The sequence below is a fragment of the Enterobacter sp. I4 genome (assembly GCF_022669095.1).
GTDB classification, from domain to species: Bacteria; Pseudomonadota; Gammaproteobacteria; order Enterobacterales; family Enterobacteriaceae; genus Enterobacter; species Enterobacter pasteurii.
The window spans coordinates 125,732-142,956 of the sequence record NZ_JALBUO010000003.1 but is presented as its reverse complement, the minus strand read 5'-3'; the positions used below and the strand labels follow the sequence as shown (position 1 = coordinate 142,956).

At 53.9% G+C, this 17,225-nt stretch carries 20 protein-coding genes; 10 read left to right on the top strand and 10 right to left on the bottom strand.

Features of this window, described 5'->3' with window-relative positions; all coding sequences use genetic code 11:
• The first annotated feature begins 81 nt into the window (after positions 1–81).
• Positions 82–564, top strand: coding sequence for a DUF1097 domain-containing protein (locus tag MOQ06_RS19945; RefSeq protein ID WP_242174545.1), 483 nt, complete (start codon positions 82–84; stop codon positions 562–564).
• 42 nt (positions 565–606) lie between these two features.
• Here the strand turns inward: MOQ06_RS19945 and csgG are convergent, their stop codons facing one another.
• Genes csgG through csgD form a run of 4 tightly spaced genes read right to left on the bottom strand, consistent with a single transcriptional unit; the run spans position 607 to position 2,954 of the window.
• Entirely contained in the window at positions 607–1,440 is an 834-nt protein-coding gene (gene csgG, locus MOQ06_RS19940; RefSeq protein ID WP_148421783.1) for a curli production assembly/transport protein CsgG, read from the bottom strand.
• A 26-nt stretch (positions 1,441–1,466) separates the two neighbouring features.
• Positions 1,467–1,883 (bottom strand): curli production assembly/transport protein CsgF, encoded by a 417-nt coding sequence (gene csgF, locus MOQ06_RS19935; RefSeq protein WP_006809295.1) that lies wholly within the window; start codon positions 1,881–1,883, stop codon positions 1,467–1,469.
• A 26-nt stretch (positions 1,884–1,909) separates the two neighbouring features.
• Complete coding sequence (gene csgE / locus MOQ06_RS19930; RefSeq protein WP_148421781.1) at positions 1,910–2,299, bottom strand: curli production assembly/transport protein CsgE; 390 nt, start codon at positions 2,297–2,299, stop codon at positions 1,910–1,912.
• A 4-nt stretch (positions 2,300–2,303) separates the two neighbouring features.
• Entirely contained in the window at positions 2,304–2,954 is a 651-nt protein-coding gene (gene csgD / locus MOQ06_RS19925; protein ID WP_176610651.1) for a biofilm master transcriptional regulator CsgD, read from the bottom strand.
• 742 nt (positions 2,955–3,696) lie between these two features.
• Here csgD and csgB point away from each other — a divergent pair.
• From csgB to ymdB, 5 genes are all read left to right on the top strand, one after another.
• Positions 3,697–4,152 (top strand): curli minor subunit CsgB, encoded by a 456-nt coding sequence (gene csgB, locus MOQ06_RS19920; protein WP_242174544.1) that lies wholly within the window; start codon positions 3,697–3,699, stop codon positions 4,150–4,152.
• A 39-nt stretch (positions 4,153–4,191) separates the two neighbouring features.
• Entirely contained in the window at positions 4,192–4,647 is a 456-nt protein-coding gene (csgA, locus tag MOQ06_RS19915) for a curli major subunit CsgA (RefSeq protein ID WP_148421778.1), read from the top strand.
• Between the two features lie 55 nt (positions 4,648–4,702).
• Positions 4,703–5,035: a curli assembly chaperone CsgC gene (csgC, locus tag MOQ06_RS19910; RefSeq protein WP_242174543.1), complete on the top strand. Its 333-nt coding sequence runs from the start codon at positions 4,703–4,705 to the stop codon at positions 5,033–5,035.
• 160 nt (positions 5,036–5,195) lie between these two features.
• The gene (locus tag MOQ06_RS19905) at positions 5,196–5,519 is read left to right on the top strand and encodes a type 1 fimbrial protein (protein WP_148421776.1); all 324 of its coding nucleotides are present in this window, start codon (positions 5,196–5,198) and stop codon (positions 5,517–5,519) included.
• A gap of 80 nt (positions 5,520–5,599) precedes the next feature.
• Entirely contained in the window at positions 5,600–6,136 is a 537-nt protein-coding gene (gene ymdB / locus MOQ06_RS19900; protein WP_176610648.1) for an O-acetyl-ADP-ribose deacetylase, read from the top strand.
• Between the two features lie 41 nt (positions 6,137–6,177).
• On the opposite strand, the gene mdoC is transcribed toward ymdB, so the two are convergent.
• Positions 6,178–7,317: a glucans biosynthesis protein MdoC gene (gene mdoC / locus MOQ06_RS19895; protein WP_242174542.1), complete on the bottom strand. Its 1,140-nt coding sequence runs from the start codon at positions 7,315–7,317 to the stop codon at positions 6,178–6,180.
• A 255-nt stretch (positions 7,318–7,572) separates the two neighbouring features.
• On the opposite strand from mdoC, the gene mdoG reads away from it, so the two are divergent.
• From mdoG to MOQ06_RS19880, 3 genes are all read left to right on the top strand, one after another.
• Complete coding sequence (mdoG, locus tag MOQ06_RS19890) at positions 7,573–9,126, top strand: glucans biosynthesis protein MdoG (RefSeq protein ID WP_242174541.1); 1,554 nt, start codon at positions 7,573–7,575, stop codon at positions 9,124–9,126.
• Positions 9,119–11,647, top strand: coding sequence for a glucans biosynthesis glucosyltransferase MdoH (gene mdoH, locus MOQ06_RS19885; protein ID WP_176610646.1), 2,529 nt, complete (start codon positions 9,119–9,121; stop codon positions 11,645–11,647). The genes mdoG and mdoH overlap by 8 nt, the downstream gene beginning before the upstream one ends.
• Before the next feature lie 63 nt (positions 11,648–11,710).
• Positions 11,711–11,938, top strand: coding sequence for a YceK/YidQ family lipoprotein (locus MOQ06_RS19880; protein WP_148421771.1), 228 nt, complete (start codon positions 11,711–11,713; stop codon positions 11,936–11,938).
• A 7-nt stretch (positions 11,939–11,945) separates the two neighbouring features.
• Here MOQ06_RS19880 and MOQ06_RS19875 read toward each other — a convergent pair whose 3' ends face one another.
• From MOQ06_RS19875 to MOQ06_RS19865, 3 genes are all read right to left on the bottom strand, one after another.
• Complete coding sequence (locus MOQ06_RS19875; protein WP_148421770.1) at positions 11,946–12,320, bottom strand: MysB family protein; 375 nt, start codon at positions 12,318–12,320, stop codon at positions 11,946–11,948.
• A gap of 99 nt (positions 12,321–12,419) precedes the next feature.
• Entirely contained in the window at positions 12,420–13,637 is a 1,218-nt protein-coding gene (gene mdtG / locus MOQ06_RS19870) for a multidrug efflux MFS transporter MdtG (protein WP_242174539.1), read from the bottom strand.
• Between the two features lie 142 nt (positions 13,638–13,779).
• Positions 13,780–14,706, bottom strand: coding sequence for a Kdo(2)-lipid IV(A) acyltransferase (locus MOQ06_RS19865; RefSeq protein WP_148421768.1), 927 nt, complete (start codon positions 14,704–14,706; stop codon positions 13,780–13,782).
• Between the two features lie 222 nt (positions 14,707–14,928).
• Here MOQ06_RS19865 and MOQ06_RS19860 point away from each other — a divergent pair, with 222 nt between their 5' ends.
• Positions 14,929–15,978: a rhodanese-related sulfurtransferase gene (locus MOQ06_RS19860; protein ID WP_148421767.1), complete on the top strand. Its 1,050-nt coding sequence runs from the start codon at positions 14,929–14,931 to the stop codon at positions 15,976–15,978.
• 39 nt (positions 15,979–16,017) lie between these two features.
• Here MOQ06_RS19860 and MOQ06_RS19855 read toward each other — a convergent pair whose 3' ends face one another.
• Together MOQ06_RS19855 and MOQ06_RS19850 are read right to left on the bottom strand one after the other, a co-directional pair.
• On the bottom strand, positions 16,018–16,596 hold the full coding sequence (locus MOQ06_RS19855; protein WP_148421766.1) for a YceI family protein: 579 nt from the start codon (positions 16,594–16,596) through the stop codon (positions 16,018–16,020).
• 1 nt (position 16,597) lies between these two features.
• Positions 16,598–17,164 (bottom strand): cytochrome b, encoded by a 567-nt coding sequence (locus MOQ06_RS19850; protein WP_242174537.1) that lies wholly within the window; start codon positions 17,162–17,164, stop codon positions 16,598–16,600.
• Between the last annotated feature and the right edge of the window lie 61 nt (positions 17,165–17,225).

Genomic DNA, 17,225 nt, shown 5'->3' with positions numbered 1-17,225 from the left:
TCCTGCAACGATACATTTCAACTTGCACGTAATGTGCTTCCGATCTCATTTCCCCGGTGCGCATCTGCTAAGATGCGCACCATGAATATATTACTTTGTATTGCACTCACGACAGGCATCCTCTCCGGCATCTGGGGATGGGTAGCGGTGTCTCTCGGTTTGTTGAGCTGGGCGGGTTTCCTGGGCTGCACGGCCTATTTCGCCTGCCCGCAGGGTGGCCTGAAGGGGCTGTTTATTTCGGGCTGCACCCTGCTGAGCGGGGTAGTCTGGGCGATGGTCATCATGAAGGGCAGCGCGCTGGCGCCGCATATCGAGATGCTGGGTTACGTCATGACCGGGGTTGTGGCCTTCCTGATGTGCATTCAGGCAAAACATCTGCTGCTCTCCTTCGTGCCCGGCACGTTTATGGGCGCCTGCGCCACCTTTGCCGGGCAGGGGGAGTGGAAGCTGGTGGTACCTTCGGTAATGCTGGGATTACTGTTTGGCTATGCCATGAAGAACAGCGGTCTGTGGCTTGCAGCCCGACGTGAAAAGCACCAGAACGTTACGGCGATAAGTGAATAAAAAAAGGCGAGAGTGATATCTCGCCTTTTTTAGCGCTGCCGATCAGGATTCCGGCGGCACCGACATCTCACGGTACTTCACCAGTACCGCATTTCTTACGTCACTCTTATTCTGAAGATCCCACAGGCCGCGATCGATACCGTCATTAATCAGGAAAATCACCCCGGTTTCGATGGCCGACATCAGGCACAGCATAACCGGCTCGTTGGCGGTGTAGCCAATTTCGCCCTCCAGCAAACGCTGGTAGTCAATAAAGCGGAATACCCCGGCCTGCACCTCATAAGAGAGTATCGTTTTGCTGGTGGTTACGGAGGACAAAATTTCGCCCGTACTCACGTTAACCACGCGCAGGCTGACGGCAATCTGATCCAGCTGATACTGCGTGTCGGCTCCAATGCCAAAGTAACGCGCACCTGCGCCTCCCGATTTCACGTTGCTTTCGTAGCCGATAATCGACCCTTCCACCATGATATTGGCTGCGGTGAGAGACTGAAGCGGCATGCGGTTATTGACGCCGACGGTCCCATTCTCCTGAGCGGCACGAATGATTTTTCGTTCGTTCAGCAGGTTTTGCAGTCCCTGACGCTCCAGCGGAATAAACCAGCGCGAATCTTTCAGGGCGGTAACCAGCATCGCGGTTGCGCTCTGCGGGACGGCCGTCGAGAAGTTGCTGGCCGGATACGGTTTGAACTGTCCCGTTTCGTCCTGAATGTTATACACCGAGACGAATATCTTCCCGGTTGGCACCGGCAGATGCGTCAGGTCGCGATAGCTCTGGGCGCGGGGCATTAACGTTGGCTTAGCGGCTTCTTTCGGCGGAGCAGTTAAACAACCGCTTAATAAGCACACCGCAACTAAAATAAAAAAGCGCTGCATGATGATTGTCCTTATTTCGGAGGTGTTCAGAAATCAGTTGAACTGGTCTGCAAGCCGGAAACCTGGATTGTCGACGTTCTTCCGGTTTTACGATCGGTCACATTTAACTGAAGCTGCCCATCTTTATTGGCAATATCGACGATAAAGTCGTTAGTCACCATGCGGCCGGGTTTGCCGGTATTAATATTGGTTAACAAGCCTCCCAGTATTTGCGACTGGATGGCCTGAGTGAAGTTATCCAGCGCAGACGGGGTCTCGATACCGAAATCATCGTCATAGCTGGGGTCCTTATACGAGTTTTGAGCCTGAGCCTGATTAAGCATAAATGCCCCGTTATTCGGGTTGCCGCCAAAATTGGGGTTGCGGAACTGAAAGGTCATATTTCCGGCCCAGCTTAATGGCGCAATGAGCATTAACGAAATCACCGTGTGTGCGAGACGCATAACAGCCTCCGAAATAGGTATCGTTGCTAGAACTCATCTTTTGCTAAATCGCCGGTGCTCAAAAGAGCTTTGTCTAACTGCAGGCGGTTAATAGCGTCTTCTGTTTGTGCCAGCGCGAAAGCGACGTTTCGATCGAAGTCTCTTTTCGTTGGGAATAAAAAGGTCTGGTAAATAACGTCCTGATTAGCGGTTATTGTGATCCAGCTTCCCCAGCGCGCGCTGGGCCTCTCGTTGATGGTTAAATTACCGGGGTAGTCGCTTTCCCACTTATCGCTGAAGGCGCGATAAAAATCGTGTCCGACAGAGGTAACGGTGTGGTCGGTTAACAGCCCCGGAACTTCAACCTCAACAGCCTGAAGGCTTCCGACAGCAAACAGGAAGCCTGCGGCGGCAATCCAGTTCAGCGTGCTTTTCATGCTATTAGCGCCTGAGGTTATCGTTTGCCCACGACACCGCCTGCGTGCGATTTTTAACAGCTATCTTTTTGAAAAGATTATAAAGATGCGTCTTAACCGTATTTTCGCTGATAAATAACGAACGGGCGATTTCAATATTTGAAGCACCGATACGCAGTTTGTTCAGGATCTCTTTCTCACGGTGCGTCAGAAGTGCGGATTCTGAACTGTTATAGCGATAATTGCCGGAGTGGGTAATCAGGTAGCTGGCAAGCTTTTGCGAGAAATAACACTCTCCGCGCAATATGCTCTGCAACCCCTCTACGACACGGTTCTCTTCTTCAGTGACGTAAAATACGCCGTTGATATGTGGCCAGCTCTCTATTTCGCGGAAGGGATACTCATCAGGGGTATTCAATAATAGCAAACGGATATTATTGTTTTTCCTGCTTAAATTATCCTGCCAGTAATGGATTAGTTTTTTATCCGCTTCCATCATATCGAGTAAAATGATGCTGCCAGGCGCGATGTCATCAAAAGAACGTTGAATATTATGCAGTTTCCCGCTCAGTGAAAGACATTGCTTTAAGTGCTGCAACAACGCTGTAGCCTGTAAAGAAGGTTTGGTGATCAACAATAACGTATGACCGGGTAAGCTATGGACTTCATTAAACATGATGAAACCCCACTTTATTTATGACACCCGGCAGCTGCCCTCTCGTGTAATTGAAAGAGGAACCAGAAGTACTGACAGGTGTGGCACTGCTGTGTGTAGTTAAAAACCACCTCCAGAGGAGGCGGTAAATTTAAAAACAAATAACGTGCTGCTGTTTTCAATCTAGCTATTGCAAACTTTAAAGCAAGTGTTAATCCTGTAACAGAATGTAACTCTGGATATTAAAATGTGTATTTCGCGAGAGATATTGATTTTACGTTAATGTGAAAGTTGTACAGGTGAATAATGATGCACAGATTTTATCCGTCATGCAAACTATTATAACCGGCTGATGTTTATTGCTTTGTATTATCGCAGGCCAGCCGGCAGAGGGTATGAGAAGCGTAAAAAAAGTAAGCCCTTTCTAAGCAGGACGGTTTTCTTAAGAAAACTTGCTTCGCGTCACGCGGATCGTAAAGGATGTGCTTTTTCATGCGCAGGAGGCCAGCCAAAGTTAGACGGTCCGCCTGTTCGTTGTACAACGGCAAAGCGAGTATCTTGTTTCTGCATTTGACGTGCGTGGCAGCTTCCGGGGCGAAATTTACGACTTTGAGGTGAAGCGGTATATAAAAATAATAAGCACGGGTGAGATATTAAATAACTTCCGGCAGACATAATGTTTTTCGTAACGCGGCGTTAACAAAACGAATCGCGTTAACGACGGAGTAAACGTTTCTTTTATAGCCAGGCCCAGGGTGACAGCATGAAAAACAAAACGTTGCTTATGATGTTTACATTACTGGGTGCGCCTGGATTTGTAATCGCAGGATCTTCAGATTTAGCCGTTTCTGAATATAACTTCGCGATTAATGAATTAAGTAAAGCTTCATATAATCAGGCCGCCATTATTGGTCAACAGGGATCCGGGAATAATGCTGATGTTCGCCAGGGCGGTGCTAAATTACTGTCCGTAATTTCTCAGGATGGGGGAAATAACCGAGCGAACGTCGATCAGTCAGGGGCTTATAACCTTGCTTATATCGATCAGTCCGGTAACGGCAACGATGCGAGTATCAAGCAGGGGGCTTTCGGTAATACCGCCATGATTATCCAGAAAGGCTCGGGTAACAGGGCGAATATAACGCAGTACGGTACGCAGAAAACAGCAGTTGTAGTACAGAGACAGTCGCAAATGGCTATTCGCGTTATTCAACGCTAGCCATCCGCGACGGCTTAATCAATCCGATGGGGGTTTACCATGAAACTTTTCAAAGTGGCAGTTATTGCAGCAATCGTAGTTTCTGGCAGTGCTTTCGCAGGTGCGGTACCACAGTTTGGCGGCGGCCACGGCGGTGGATGGGGAGGCGGCAATAATGGCCCTGACTCAACCCTGAGCATTTACCAGTACGGTGGCGGTAACTCCGCGCTGGCCCTGCAGACGGATGCCAGAGACTCTGAACTGACCATTACCCAGCATGGTGGCGGTAACGGCGCAGATGTAGGGCAGGGCTCTGATGACAGCTCCATCGATCTGCTGCAAAAAGGCTTTGGTAACAGTGCAACCATTGACCAGTGGAACAGCAAAGACTCGGTTATCAGCGTGAAACAGTTCGGCGGCGGTAACGGCGCGGCTGTAGACCAGACCGCGTCCGGTTCAACGGTGACCGTGCAGCAGGTTGGCTTCGGCAACAACGCCACCGCGCATCAGTACTGATTCTGCTCCATGCTAAAAACAGGGCGTGTGCCCTGTTTTTTTTCGTGAGGACCTCATGAGCACACTCATTCTCCTGGCCGCGCTTTCAGGCCAGATAACGTTCAATACCTCACGGCAGGACGAAACGATCGCCATTATTCCGCGGGTCACTCTGGTGGACGCCTGCCGCTGCCGGGTCGACGTTTTATCCGTACGCCAGGGGCCGGCTGGGAAAAGTATCTCCCGGCAGAAAAATACCCTTTTTATCCCCGCTAATCAGCCGATTGATTTAACCCGTATACGTTTAAATATGGGTTCAGGGGATGCGGTAAAAATAATTGTCACCGTTACCGATGGAAAATCGCTTCATTTATCCCAGCAGTGGACCGCGCCGATGAGTACGCTTTAATAATTCATGAAATCAATGATTTATAAAAGTGGCGGACCTGCGAAGGTGAGCTATGCTGATATCAAGAACCCCGCAATTTGGTTCCGTAACGTGATACTTCATAGGTCATAACGGAGCGTTTTTACCCCTCAAGGACGAATTTCATTGAGGAGTACAAATAATGATCAAATCCGCAGCGTGTATTATTTCCGGTATGGGACTGATCTTGTCCGCCTTTTTTTCTCCGGCGTATTCAGCCACGATTGAAAAGGGAGGGATTATTCATTTTCGCGGCGCGATTGTGGCCGATCCATGCGACGTCACTCCTCAGCAGCATCGGCAGCTTTCCATTTCCTGCCCGGATAATAACCATATCAACACGCAAACCATCAGCTATGACGAGGCTTTAAGCGGCCATCAATCTCGGTCAAATCTGGCCGCCGTCACCATGAAATACCTGAATGAACAGAAAACGCTCGCGGTCGTTCAGGTGGACTACCGTTAATCGCCGATTCTGGTACGACGGTTTTTCTCCTTCGCCCTCTGCGATACACTGATGAAAAAGGCGGGGTGTAGGGGGTGTTTATGAGACCGCAAATCGACGTAGTTCATGGCGATATCACGACGGTGCACGTAGACGTGATCGTCAACGCTGCCAATTCTTCCCTGCTGGGTGGGGGCGGCGTGGATGGTGCCATTCACCGGGCCGCCGGACCTCGGCTTCTTGAGGCGTGTAAGGTCGTAAGACAGCAGCAGGGAGAGTGCCCGCCGGGGCATGCTGTTATTACGCTGGCGGGCGATCTGCCGGCCAAAGCGGTGATCCATACCGTGGGCCCCGTCTGGCACGGGGGAGATCGCCATGAGGCTGAAATTCTGGAGCAGGCGTATCGCAACTGCCTGCGGCTTGCGGCAGATAACGGGTATAAGACGATGGCATTCCCGGCCATCAGCACGGGCGTTTACGGTTATCCAAAAGAGGCGGCTGCAGCCATCGCCGTGAATACCGTTTATCACTACCTTTCCCTCAAGCCCATGCCGGAAAAAGTCATTTTTGTCTGTTTCGATGAAGAGACCGCCGACCTGTATCAACGGCTGCTGACCGAGCGCAGCCAGGCATTTTGATGTCTGGGAGGCAAAAACGGCGCCCTTGCGGCGCCGTTTTTTTATCCTGCTTTAACCTGTGGTTTTCCTGAGAACAGGAAGCGCAATAGCGGGATCCGCAGGTGGATTTCATACAGCACAACGGCAATGCCAACCACAAAGACGAGGCCGGTGAAAAAGCCCAGCGCGTTTGACGCAATATGCGGCGTGATGTAAGCGCCGAAGAACAGCGTCAGCGGGTGGTGAACCAGATAGATAAACAGCGAAGCATTAACGAAGTAGGTCACGCGGCTGGATTTAAAATTCAGCAGGCGATGGCCGAGCGCGAACACCACGTTCACCATCCACAGGCCCATCAGCATGGTTATCACGCTTTCCGTTTCGTACATCCACGCGTCCCCGCTGCCGTAGCGCTGATTGAGCAAATAGGCCGCGAAGGCCAGAGCAGCACCCACGGCACACCAGGGGGAGGGGGTAGTAAACAGCGCCTTAAGCCGCGGATGAATGAATGCCAGCGCCCCGATCAGGAAGAAGGGAATGTAGAACAGCGTTTGCATCACCACAAAATTAAACAGCCCGTCGCTCAGAATGGGCGGGTAGACAATGAAAAGGGTGCGCCTGAGGGCCGCATAAGCGATTCCCAGCGCAAAAAACAGCAGCGACAGCTTGCCCAGGGTGATGCTGGAGAAGAAGGTGCGGGATGCTGTGCTCGTCCGCTGGCGCAGCCAGCTGAAGATCGCGAGGCTTACCGTGGTCAGCACCACCAGCACCAGCAGGAACCAGAGATGAGATATCAGCTCCCAGGCCAGGGTGTTGTATTTTTCATACAGAGAGAGATTCGGCCAGCTTTCCGTCTTCCCTTTGACGTACTGCAGCATAATAAACTGCGGCAGCGTTAACAGGGGGATCGCCGTCAACATCGGTATCCCAACGCGCTCCACGCGGACCTTCCACCATCGCTTCAGGGGATAGCGCAAAAAGAGCATGTAGGAGAAATAGCCGGAAATAACGAAAAACACCTGCATGCGGAAGGCGTGAATAAAATCGTTAAACAGCGTAAGCCACCACGAAGGCATCTGGCTGTTCACGTGCCAGGTATGGCTGGAATAAATCAGTGAAATGTGAAAAGGGATCCCCAACAGCATCAGCCATGCGCGGATCGAGTCGAGGAAATATTCACGTTCTACAGGGGGTGTGCTCATATCGCGTTGCGCATTCTCAGACTTTTCGCCTTATCCATAAGGCTCTTAATGGTTACATTCGGAGCCAACCCTACACCAAGACCGACACCCTGTCTCCAGGATAAGCACGCAAAGTGAAAAGCGGGTTCTTTCATTTGCTTATTCCATGAGCCAGCGAGCTGAACAAAGCAGTGATAATGTTGTCGGATTGCCTGAGTTTCCATTAAAATGGATCGGATCGATATAAGCACACAAAGGGGGAAGTGCTTACTTATTATGAAACATAAACCACAAGTAATGAAAATGCGTTGGTTGGGTGTTGCAGTGCTGTTGTCTCTGTATACCTCATCTGCACTGGCCTTTAACATCGATGATGTCGCAAAACAGGCAAAATCGATGGCGGGCAAGAGCTATGAAGCGCCAAAAAGTAACCTGCCCTCCGTTTTCCGCGACATGAAATACGCGGACTATCAGCAGATCCAGTTCAATCACGATAAAGCGTACTGGAACAATATTAAAACCCCGTTCAAGCTTGAATTTTATCATCAGGGTATGTACTTCGACACGCCTGTTGCCATCAATGAAGTGACGGCAACTTCGGTTCGCAAGATCAAGTACAGCCCGGATTATTTCAATTTTGGCAATGTGCAACACGATAAAGATACGGTGAAAGACCTCGGCTTCGCAGGCTTCAAGGTGCTTTACCCGATCAACAGCAAAGATAAAAACGACGAAATCGTCAGCATGCTTGGCGCCAGCTACTTCCGCGTAATCGGCGCGGGGCAGGTGTACGGGCTTTCTGCGCGCGGCCTGGCCATTGATACCGCGCTGCCATCAGGTGAAGAGTTTCCGCGTTTCCGCGAGTTCTGGATCGAACGTCCAAAACCAACCGACAAACGTCTCACCATCTATGCGCTCCTTGACTCCCCTCGTGCGACTGGCGCTTATCGCTTCGTGATTATGCCAGGGCGTGACACGGTAGTGGACGTGCAGTCTAAAGTTTACCTGCGCGATAAAGTGGGCAAGCTGGGCGTTGCGCCGTTGACCAGCATGTTCCTGTTCGGGCCGAACCAGCCGTCTCCGGCGACCAACTTCCGTCCCGAGCTGCATGACTCCAATGGCCTGTCCATCCATGCCGGTAACGGCGAGTGGATCTGGCGTCCGCTGAACAACCCGAAACATCTGGCCGTCAGCAGCTTTGCGATGGAAAACCCGCAGGGCTTTGGTCTTCTGCAGCGTGGCCGTCAGTTCTCCCGCTTTGAAGATCTTGATGACCGCTACGATCTGCGCCCGAGCGCCTGGGTTACGCCGAAGGGCGACTGGGGTAAAGGCAAGGTCGAGCTGGTTGAAATTCCAACCAACGATGAAACGAACGACAACATCGTGGCTTACTGGACGCCGGATCAGCTGCCGGAAGCCGGTAAAGAGATGAACTTCAAATATGCGATCACCTTCAGCCGTGACGAAGACAAGCTTCACGCACCGGATAACGCGTACGTTATGCAGACGCGTCGTTCAACGGGTGATGTGAAGCAGTCCAACCTTATTCGTCAGCCGGACGGTACGCTGGCATTCATCGTGGACTTCACCGGCCAGGATATGAAAAAACTGGCGCCGGATACTGCCGTGACGGCACAGGCCAGCATTGGCGATAACGGTGAAATCGTTGAAAATGCCGTGCGCTACAACCCGGTAACCAAAGGGTGGCGTTTGACCCTGCGCGTGAAAGTGAAGGATCCGAAACAGACCACTGAAATGCGCGCCGCGCTGGTCAGTAACGATAAGCCGCTGAGTGAAACCTGGAGCTACCAGCTACCTGCCAATGAATAATACATCTGAATATATTGATGCCATGCCGCTGACGGACATTGAAAAAGCGGCACTCCCTGCGAGCGACATCCGCGCGGTTCACACCGCGCTGGATGGCGAACATCGTCCGTTTTCTCGTGATGATGACACGCCGCTGGGGTCAGTGAAGGCACGCCTGGAACAGGCGTGGCCGGACTCGCTGGCGGAAGGGCAGTTGATCAAGGATGACGAAGGGCGTGACCAGCTGCAGGCAATGCCGAAGGCCACGCGTTCCTCCATGTTCCCCGATCCGTGGCGCACCAACCCGGTGGGTCGCTTCTGGGATCGCCTGCGCGGGCGTGACGTTACGCCGCGCTATCTGTCACGTCTGACCAAAGAGCAGCAGGCGTCAGAGCAGAAGTGGCGTACCGTGGGAACCATTCGTCGCTACATTCTGCTGCTGCTGACGCTGGCGCAGACCGTCGTCGCCACCTGGTACATGAAATCTATTCTGCCGTACCAGGGCTGGGCGTTGATTAACCCTGCTGACATGATTGGCCAGGATATCTGGGTCTCCTTCATGCAGCTGCTGCCGTATATCTTACAGAGCGGTATCCTCCTGCTGTTCGCCGTGCTGTTCTGCTGGGTCTCCGCCGGGTTCTGGACCGCGCTGATGGGCTTCCTGCAGCTGCTGATGGGGCGTGACAAATACAGCATTTCCGCGTCGACGGTCGGGGATGAACCCCTCAATCCTGAGCACCGTACCGCGCTGATTATGCCTATCTGTAACGAAGACGTTGACCGCGTATTCGCGGGGCTTCGTGCGACCTGGGAGTCCGTAAAGGCTACCGGTAACGCGGCGCATTTCGACGTCTATATCCTGAGCGACAGCTACAACCCGGACATCTGCGTGGCAGAGCAAAAGGCCTGGATGGAGCTGATTGCCGAAGTGCAGGGTGAAGGGCAGATTTTCTACCGCCGCCGCCGCCGCCGCGTGAAGCGTAAGAGCGGGAACATCGATGACTTCTGCCGTCGCTGGGGTAACCAGTACAGCTACATGGTCGTGCTGGATGCGGACTCCGTGATGAGCGGCGACTGCCTGAGCGGGCTGGTCCGTCTGATGGAAGCCAACCCGAACGCGGGTATCATTCAGTCCTCGCCTAAGGCGTCCGGCATGGACACGCTGTATGCGCGCTGCCAGCAGTTTGCCACCCGCGTCTACGGACCGCTGTTTACCGCCGGTCTGCACTTCTGGCAGCTGGGTGAATCTCACTACTGGGGCCACAACGCCATTATCCGCGTGAAGCCGTTCATCGAGCACTGTGCGCTGGCGCCGCTGCCGGGTGAAGGGTCGTTTGCCGGGTCCATTCTGTCGCATGACTTTGTGGAAGCTGCGCTGATGCGTCGCGCAGGGTGGGGCGTCTGGATTGCCTACGATCTGCCGGGCTCCTATGAAGAGCTGCCGCCGAACCTGCTGGATGAACTCAAGCGTGACCGCCGCTGGTGTCACGGTAACCTGATGAACTTCCGCCTGTTCCTGGTGAAAGGGATGCACCCTGTTCACCGCGCGGTGTTCCTGACGGGCGTGATGTCCTACCTGTCGGCGCCGCTGTGGTTTATGTTCCTGGCGCTCTCCACCGCGCTGCAGGTCGTGCATGCCCTGACGGAACCGCAGTACTTCCTGCAACCGCGCCAGCTGTTCCCGGTGTGGCCGCAGTGGCGACCGGAACTGGCGATTGCGCTGTTTGCCTCGACCATGGTGCTGCTGTTCCTGCCTAAGCTGCTCAGCATCATTCTGATCTGGTGCAAAGGCTCGAAAGAGTACGGCGGTTTCTTACGCGTTACCCTCTCGCTGCTGCTGGAAGTGCTGTTCTCGGTCCTGCTGGCACCGGTGCGCATGCTGTTCCATACGGTATTCGTGGTGAGCGCGTTCCTGGGATGGGAAGTGGTGTGGAATTCGCCGCAGCGTGACGATGACTCTACGCCGTGGAGCGAAGCGTTTATGCGCCATGGCTCCCAGCTGCTGCTGGGCCTGGTGTGGGCGGTCGGTATGGCATGGCTGGATCTGCGTTTCCTGTTCTGGCTTGCGCCAATCGTCTTCTCGCTGATCCTGTCGCCGTTTGTGTCGGTGATCTCCAGCCGTTCGACGGTGGGCCTGCGCACCAAGCGCTGGAAGCTGTTCCTGATCCCGGAAGAGTATTCTCCGCCGCAGGTGCTGGTTGATACCGATACCTATCTGGAGCAGAACCGCAAACGCTCGCTCGATGATGGCTTTATGCACGCCGTGTTTAACCCGTCATTTAACGCGCTGGCGACAGCAATGGCGACCGCGCGTCACCGTGCCAGCCAGGTGCTGGAGATCGCCCGCGATCGTCACGTTGAGCAGGCGCTGAACGAGACGCCAGAAAAGCTTAACCGCGACCGTCGTCTGGTACTGCTGAGCGATCCGGTGACGATGGCAAGGCTTCACTACCGCGTGTGGTCCGCGCCGGAGAGATACTCTTCGTGGGTGAACTACTATAAGGACGTGAAGCTGAATCCGCTTGCGCTGAAGGCGAAGTAACGCTTCTTTACCCGCCACATAAAATACCGGCTTAAGCGCCGGTATTTTTTTAGAGGTTAAACAATGAAAATCTTCATCGTTATCATAACGGCATGCCTGCTCAGCGGCTGCGGCAGCATTATCAGCCGCACCATTCCCGGACAGGGCCACGGGAATCAGTATTATCCCGGCGTGCAGTGGGACGTTCGCGATTCCGCATGGCGCTATCTCACCGTGCTCGATCTGCCGTTTTCGCTGATTTTCGATACGCTATTGCTGCCCATCGATGCCAGCCACGGCCCGTACGAGTAGCGGTAACTTATCGCTCGTCCCATTCGTCCGCTGCGGCCTGACCTTCTTCCGTATCCAGCGGCGGTTCGAGCTGAAACTCGCCTTCATCCCATTCATGCAGCGTATTTTCTTCGAGCCACTCCTGACGTAACTCAATTTCGTCATAGTCGCCGTCGAATACGGCCTGCGCACCTTCACCACTCAATAACGGCAAACATTCTCCGTCTTCGCCCTCATCAGCAAAGAACTCGGCCTGCCACATAATATCGCCGTCCTGAAGGACGTATTTCTGAATATTGAACTGTTGCACGTCAGCATCTTCTTCCTCAATGCCGGGGTTATCGGCGAGGAATTCTTCGCGAGCGGCATCGATAGCTTCTTCCAGCGTGGCGTACATGGTCATTGGTGTCTCCCTGTTTTTCGTGAAGGTATTCAGGGAAAGGATAGCTGATTATCTGCTTTTGCAAGTACGAATGCGAAAATTAGCCGTCACGATAGTGTCTTATTCCCGCGCCGGACGTAGCGCCCGGGATAAACTGAGCCACGAATAAACCGCGTTGAACAGCACGACGCCAGCCGTAACGATGAAAACGGCCCGGAAGCCGAAGCTGGCCGAAATCCCCGCCCCGACCAGCGGCCCGGTGACGTTACCCAGATCGCGAAACGACTGGTTGTAGCTGAAAATACGTCCGGCAATCTGGTTGGTGGAGTTATAGACCAGCAGCGTCTGCACCGCCGGGAGCAACGCACCATCCGCTGCTCCCAGCAGGAAGCGCAACACGCCGAGCTGCCACGGTGAGTTCACCATCGACATGGGGATCAGCAGCAGAACGGAGACGATCAGGGCGCAGAACAGGATTTTTTCCGGGCCAATGCGATCGCCCAGCCTGCCGAGCCGTGGCGCGCTCAGTAACGCGGCCACGCCGGGAACGGAGGCGATCAGTCCGCTGATAAACGCGATGCTGCTGACGTTTCCGGCCAGATCGCGCACGTAGAGCGTGAGGATAGGGGCGATCGAGCCGGTCGCCACCTGGATAATCATGGTGGTGACGAACAGGCTCAGAACCAGCTTTGGATTTTTTAGCGAGGCCAGCACGTCGCGGGCGCGCAGCATCTCTTTTTTGGCCACGGGCGTAAAGTTCTCGCGGATGCAGATAAGCGTCAAGAGGAAGCAGAGAAACAGCACGCTGGCGGTAATGAAGAAGACCGGCCGAAGACCGTAGTGGTCGGCCAGCAGCCCGCCTGCCAGCGGGCCAAGCAGCGCGCCGCTTACTCCCCCGGTGGAGAGCGTGCCGAGCGCCCAGCCGCTTTTATGACGCGGGATCTGAGTGGCGATAAGGGCGTTGGCATTCGGGATAAACCCGCCGAGCAGGCCCAGGAGCGCGCGCAGTATCAGGAACTGCCAGACGTTCTGCGCCACCCCCATCAGCAGCATGATAATGGCCATTCCGAGCGCCGAGCGCAGCAGCATGATTTTTCGGCCTTTACGGTCAGCAAGCCCGCCCCAGAACGGCGATGCAATGGCGGAAAACAGGAACGTAATGCTGAATACCAGCCCCGACCACATGTTCAGCGCGCCGTGGCCGGTGACGCCCAGCTGTTCAACGTAGAGGGGGAGGAAGGGCATCACCAGGCTAAAGGCGGCGCCAGTAAGAAAACAACCCAGCCACGCAACCGTCAGGTTACGTTTCCAGTTTATGGGAGCATCTGAGGGGGACATAACTATCCGCATTAAGAGGTGCAGGGCACCGTGACCAGTGAGGTAATAAGCCTGCTAATTATGCGCCTGGGTTATGATTGTCGCAATGCGGGAGAGCTTTTAAAGCTAAAACGCGATGCGGCCCCGGAAGGCCGCATGCTGTTTAATACCGGGAAGGGACGCCCTCCGGGCGGGTTTTGAAGCGTCGATGCAGCCACATGTACTGCTCCGGCGCAAGCATGATGCATTGCTCGACGATGCCGTTCATCCACCGCGCGGTGGTTTCTGCGTCATCCAGCGGTGGCGCGAGTTCCGGCTCCAGCATAATGAGCTGATAGCCCGAACCGTCCGGCTTGCGGCGCGGAACAAACGGCACGATAGCCGCTTTCGACATCCTCGCCAGCATCCAGGTCCCGGTAGTGGTAGCGGCGTCCTCTACCGCGAAGAACGGAACAAACACGCTGGATTGCGGGCCGTAGTCATGATCGGGGGCATACCAGACCACTTCACCTGATTTAAGGGCGCGGATCATCCCCTTCAGGTCTTTACGGTCGATCATGCTTTTATTGGAGCGCATGCGGCCGTTGGTCTGGATCAAATCGATCACCGGGTTGTCGTTAGGACGATACACGCCAATGCCCGGCGCCTGCATGCCGAACATGCGCGCGCCAATTTCGAGCGTCAGGAAATGGACGCCAATCAGCAGAACGCCGGTCTGGTTAGCCTGGAGATTATGCACCGGATCCATACCGGTACCGGCCACCTCTGTCCAGCGCGCCATGCGTTTATCCGACCAGAACCAGGCCATACCGGTCTCCATCAGCCCCATGCCGACAGATTCGAAGTTTTTAACCACCATGTCGTGGCGCTCAGATTCGCTCATCTGAGGAAAGCAAAGCTCAAGGTTGCGATACGCGATCCTGGCGCGACGCTTCATAAACTGTTGAGCAATGCGACCCAGACCTTTACCCATCCGGAAGAGAACGGGATAAGGAAGTTGTACAATAAGCCACAACAAGCCAATGCCTGACCATGTTAACCAATAGCGGGGATGCAAAAGCGCGGCAGTAAATTTCGGTAACTGGGTCATGTCTGTCCTGTGTTCTAACGTCCTGAGGAGCTATTGTCTCATTTTTTAAGGCATAGCCAAAATGTCTGTCATCGAAACATGCAGGATGACCGTACCTGTTAAGTCTGTTTAATCAGGTTGACTGAAATGTAGCGTAAATTGTGTGGATGTAAATTGTCTTTGTTTGCTATATGATGCCGACCGATTTTTACTTCTCTCCGACGATTGCAGGACTTGTACACCATGCCAGTGTTACACAACCGCGTTTCGAATGAGATGCTCAAAGCGCGTATGTTAGCCGAAACCGAGCCGCGCACGACCATCTCTTTCTATAAATATTTCACCATCAACGATCCGCAGGCCACCCGCGATGCGCTTTACCAGGCTTTCACCAGCCTGAACGTGTTTGGCCGCGTCTATCTGGCGCGTGAGGGTATCAACGCCCAGATCAGCGTGCCGGAAAGCAAAGTCGGCGCGTTCCGTGATTGCCTTTACGGGTTTGATCCGGCGCTTGACGGGCTGCGCCTGAACGTCGCGCTGGACGATGACGGAAAATCCTTCTGGGTGCTGCGCATGAAAGTGCGCGAACGTATTGTCGCAGACGGGATCGACGATCCGACCTTCAATGCCGGTGACGTGGGGGAATACCTCAAGGCCGCTGAAGTAAACGCCATGCTCGACGATCCGGATGCGGTATTCATCGATATGCGTAACCACTACGAGTATGAAGTGGGGCATTTCGAGAACGCGATGGAAATTCCGGCCGACACCTTCCGTGAACAGCTGCCGAAAGCCGTCGAGATGATGCAGGAGCATAAAGACAAAAAGATCGTTATGTACTGCACCGGGGGGATACGCTGCGAAAAAGCCAGCGCCTGGATGAAGCACAACGGCTTTAATAAGGTCTGGCACATTGAAGGTGGGATCATCGAATACGCCCGTCGCGCCCGCGAACAGGGCTTACCGGTGCGTTTTATCGGTAAAAACTTTGTGTTCGATGAGCGTATGGGCGAGCGCATTTCAGAAGATGTGATTGCGCACTGCCACCAGTGCGGTACGCCTTGCGACACGCACACCAACTGCAAAAACGACGGGTGTCACCTGCTGTTTATTCAGTGCCCGGCCTGCGCCGAAAAGTTTAACGGCTGCTGTAGCGAGCTGTGCAGCGAAGAGAGCGTATTGCCGGAAGAGGAGCAGCGCCGCCGTCGGGCAGGGCGCGAGAACGGGAATAAGATCTTTAATAAATCCCGCGGTCGACTGAATACGAAACTGGGTATTCCGGACCCGGAATAAATAACTGCCCGGCGGCGCGATTGCCGGCCGGGCCTGTTTTTACGACTTCTGCTGTACGCCTTCCACTGAAATAATCAGCTCCACGTCCTGCGACGCCGGGCCTAAATCGGTGGTGATATTAAAGTCCTTCAGATGAATTTTACCTGCCGCTTCAAAGCCAGCACGTTTTCCGCCCCACGGATCGTCGCCCTGTCCCATTAATTTCGCTTCAAGAGTGACTGGTTTAGTCACGCCATTCAGCGTCAGATTACCGGTAATATTGAGCTTGTCCCCGTCTTTCTTCACGTCTGTCGAGGCGAAGGTAGCCTGCGGGAATTTCGCCACGTTCAGGAACTCGGCGCTGCGCAGATGCTTATCACGCTCGGCGTGGTTAGTATCAACGCTGTTGGTATTGATGGTGACATTCACCTTATCGGCAGCGGGATTTTTCTCGTCAAAACTAAAGGTGCCGTCGAAGTCATTGAACGTGCCATATAACCAGCTGTAGCCCAGATGCTGAATGCGGAAATTGACGAAGGCGTGCTGGCCCTCTTTATCAATTTTATAGTCAGCGGCAACGGCCGAACCGGCAGTAAATAACAGTGAACCTAATGCGATACCCAACAGGCGTTTTTTCATTTTATGCTCCAGAGTCAGCTGACGAACGGCCAAGCATGCGCTTAAGCGTATCGTCTTTATCAATAAAGTGGTGTTTCAGAGCCGCGAGGCCATGCAGAACTGAGAGGATCACAACGCTCCATGCCAGCCACAGATGAACCACACCGGCGGTGTCAGCCTGCGCACCCGCATCGGCCAGCGTGGCGGGGACGTCGAAAAGCCCAAACACGCTAATCGGCTTGCCGTCTGCGGTCGAAATGAGATAGCCGCTGACAAGAATAGCCAACAGCAGGGCATAAAGTACGATATGTGCGCCAACTGCAGCGATGCGGGTGAATCGGCTGTGGCTTTTGGGCGGCGGCGGCGGGGGAGAGACATGCCGCCAGATGATACGGAAAACCAGCCCCATCATCAGCAGCACCCCGATGCTTTTGTGCAGCTCGGGAGCCTGGTGATACCAGCCGTCATAATAGCTCAGCGTCACCATCCACAGCCCGAGACCAAACATGGCATAGACGGCAAGGGCAAATAGCCAGTGTAAACACATGGATATTATTCCGTAGCGGCTGGAAGAGTTTCGCCATTGCATATGAATTTCCGTTTTCAGATGTTCGAGCAGTAAAAATGAACGTGATAAATAAATAATGCAA

Coding starts and splice junctions, on each gene's coding strand:
- csgD (WP_176610651.1), bottom strand. CDS start 2,954: ATGTTTAATGAAGTCCATAGCTTACCCGGTCATACGTTATTGTTGATC.
- csgG (WP_148421783.1), bottom strand. CDS start 1,440: ATGCAGCGCTTTTTTATTTTAGTTGCGGTGTGCTTATTAAGCGGTTGT.
- MOQ06_RS19855 (WP_148421766.1), bottom strand. CDS start 16,596: ATGAAAAAACGCCTGTTGGGTATCGCATTAGGTTCACTGTTATTTACT.
- csgA (WP_148421778.1), top strand. CDS start 4,192: ATGAAACTTTTCAAAGTGGCAGTTATTGCAGCAATCGTAGTTTCTGGC.
- mdoC (WP_242174542.1), bottom strand. CDS start 7,317: ATGAGCACACCCCCTGTAGAACGTGAATATTTCCTCGACTCGATCCGC.
- MOQ06_RS19945 (WP_242174545.1), top strand. CDS start 82: ATGAATATATTACTTTGTATTGCACTCACGACAGGCATCCTCTCCGGC.
- mdtG (WP_242174539.1), bottom strand. CDS start 13,637: ATGTCCCCCTCAGATGCTCCCATAAACTGGAAACGTAACCTGACGGTT.
- mdoH (WP_176610646.1), top strand. CDS start 9,119: ATGAATAATACATCTGAATATATTGATGCCATGCCGCTGACGGACATT.
- MOQ06_RS19850 (WP_242174537.1), bottom strand. CDS start 17,164: ATGCAATGGCGAAACTCTTCCAGCCGCTACGGAATAATATCCATGTGT.
- MOQ06_RS19865 (WP_148421768.1), bottom strand. CDS start 14,706: ATGACCCAGTTACCGAAATTTACTGCCGCGCTTTTGCATCCCCGCTAT.
- csgF (WP_006809295.1), bottom strand. CDS start 1,883: ATGCGTCTCGCACACACGGTGATTTCGTTAATGCTCATTGCGCCATTA.
- MOQ06_RS19880 (WP_148421771.1), top strand. CDS start 11,711: ATGAAAATCTTCATCGTTATCATAACGGCATGCCTGCTCAGCGGCTGC.
- MOQ06_RS19875 (WP_148421770.1), bottom strand. CDS start 12,320: ATGACCATGTACGCCACGCTGGAAGAAGCTATCGATGCCGCTCGCGAA.
- MOQ06_RS19860 (WP_148421767.1), top strand. CDS start 14,929: ATGCCAGTGTTACACAACCGCGTTTCGAATGAGATGCTCAAAGCGCGT.
- csgB (WP_242174544.1), top strand. CDS start 3,697: ATGAAAAACAAAACGTTGCTTATGATGTTTACATTACTGGGTGCGCCT.
- ymdB (WP_176610648.1), top strand. CDS start 5,600: ATGAGACCGCAAATCGACGTAGTTCATGGCGATATCACGACGGTGCAC.
- mdoG (WP_242174541.1), top strand. CDS start 7,573: ATGAAACATAAACCACAAGTAATGAAAATGCGTTGGTTGGGTGTTGCA.
- csgE (WP_148421781.1), bottom strand. CDS start 2,299: ATGAAAAGCACGCTGAACTGGATTGCCGCCGCAGGCTTCCTGTTTGCT.
- csgC (WP_242174543.1), top strand. CDS start 4,703: ATGAGCACACTCATTCTCCTGGCCGCGCTTTCAGGCCAGATAACGTTC.
- MOQ06_RS19905 (WP_148421776.1), top strand. CDS start 5,196: ATGATCAAATCCGCAGCGTGTATTATTTCCGGTATGGGACTGATCTTG.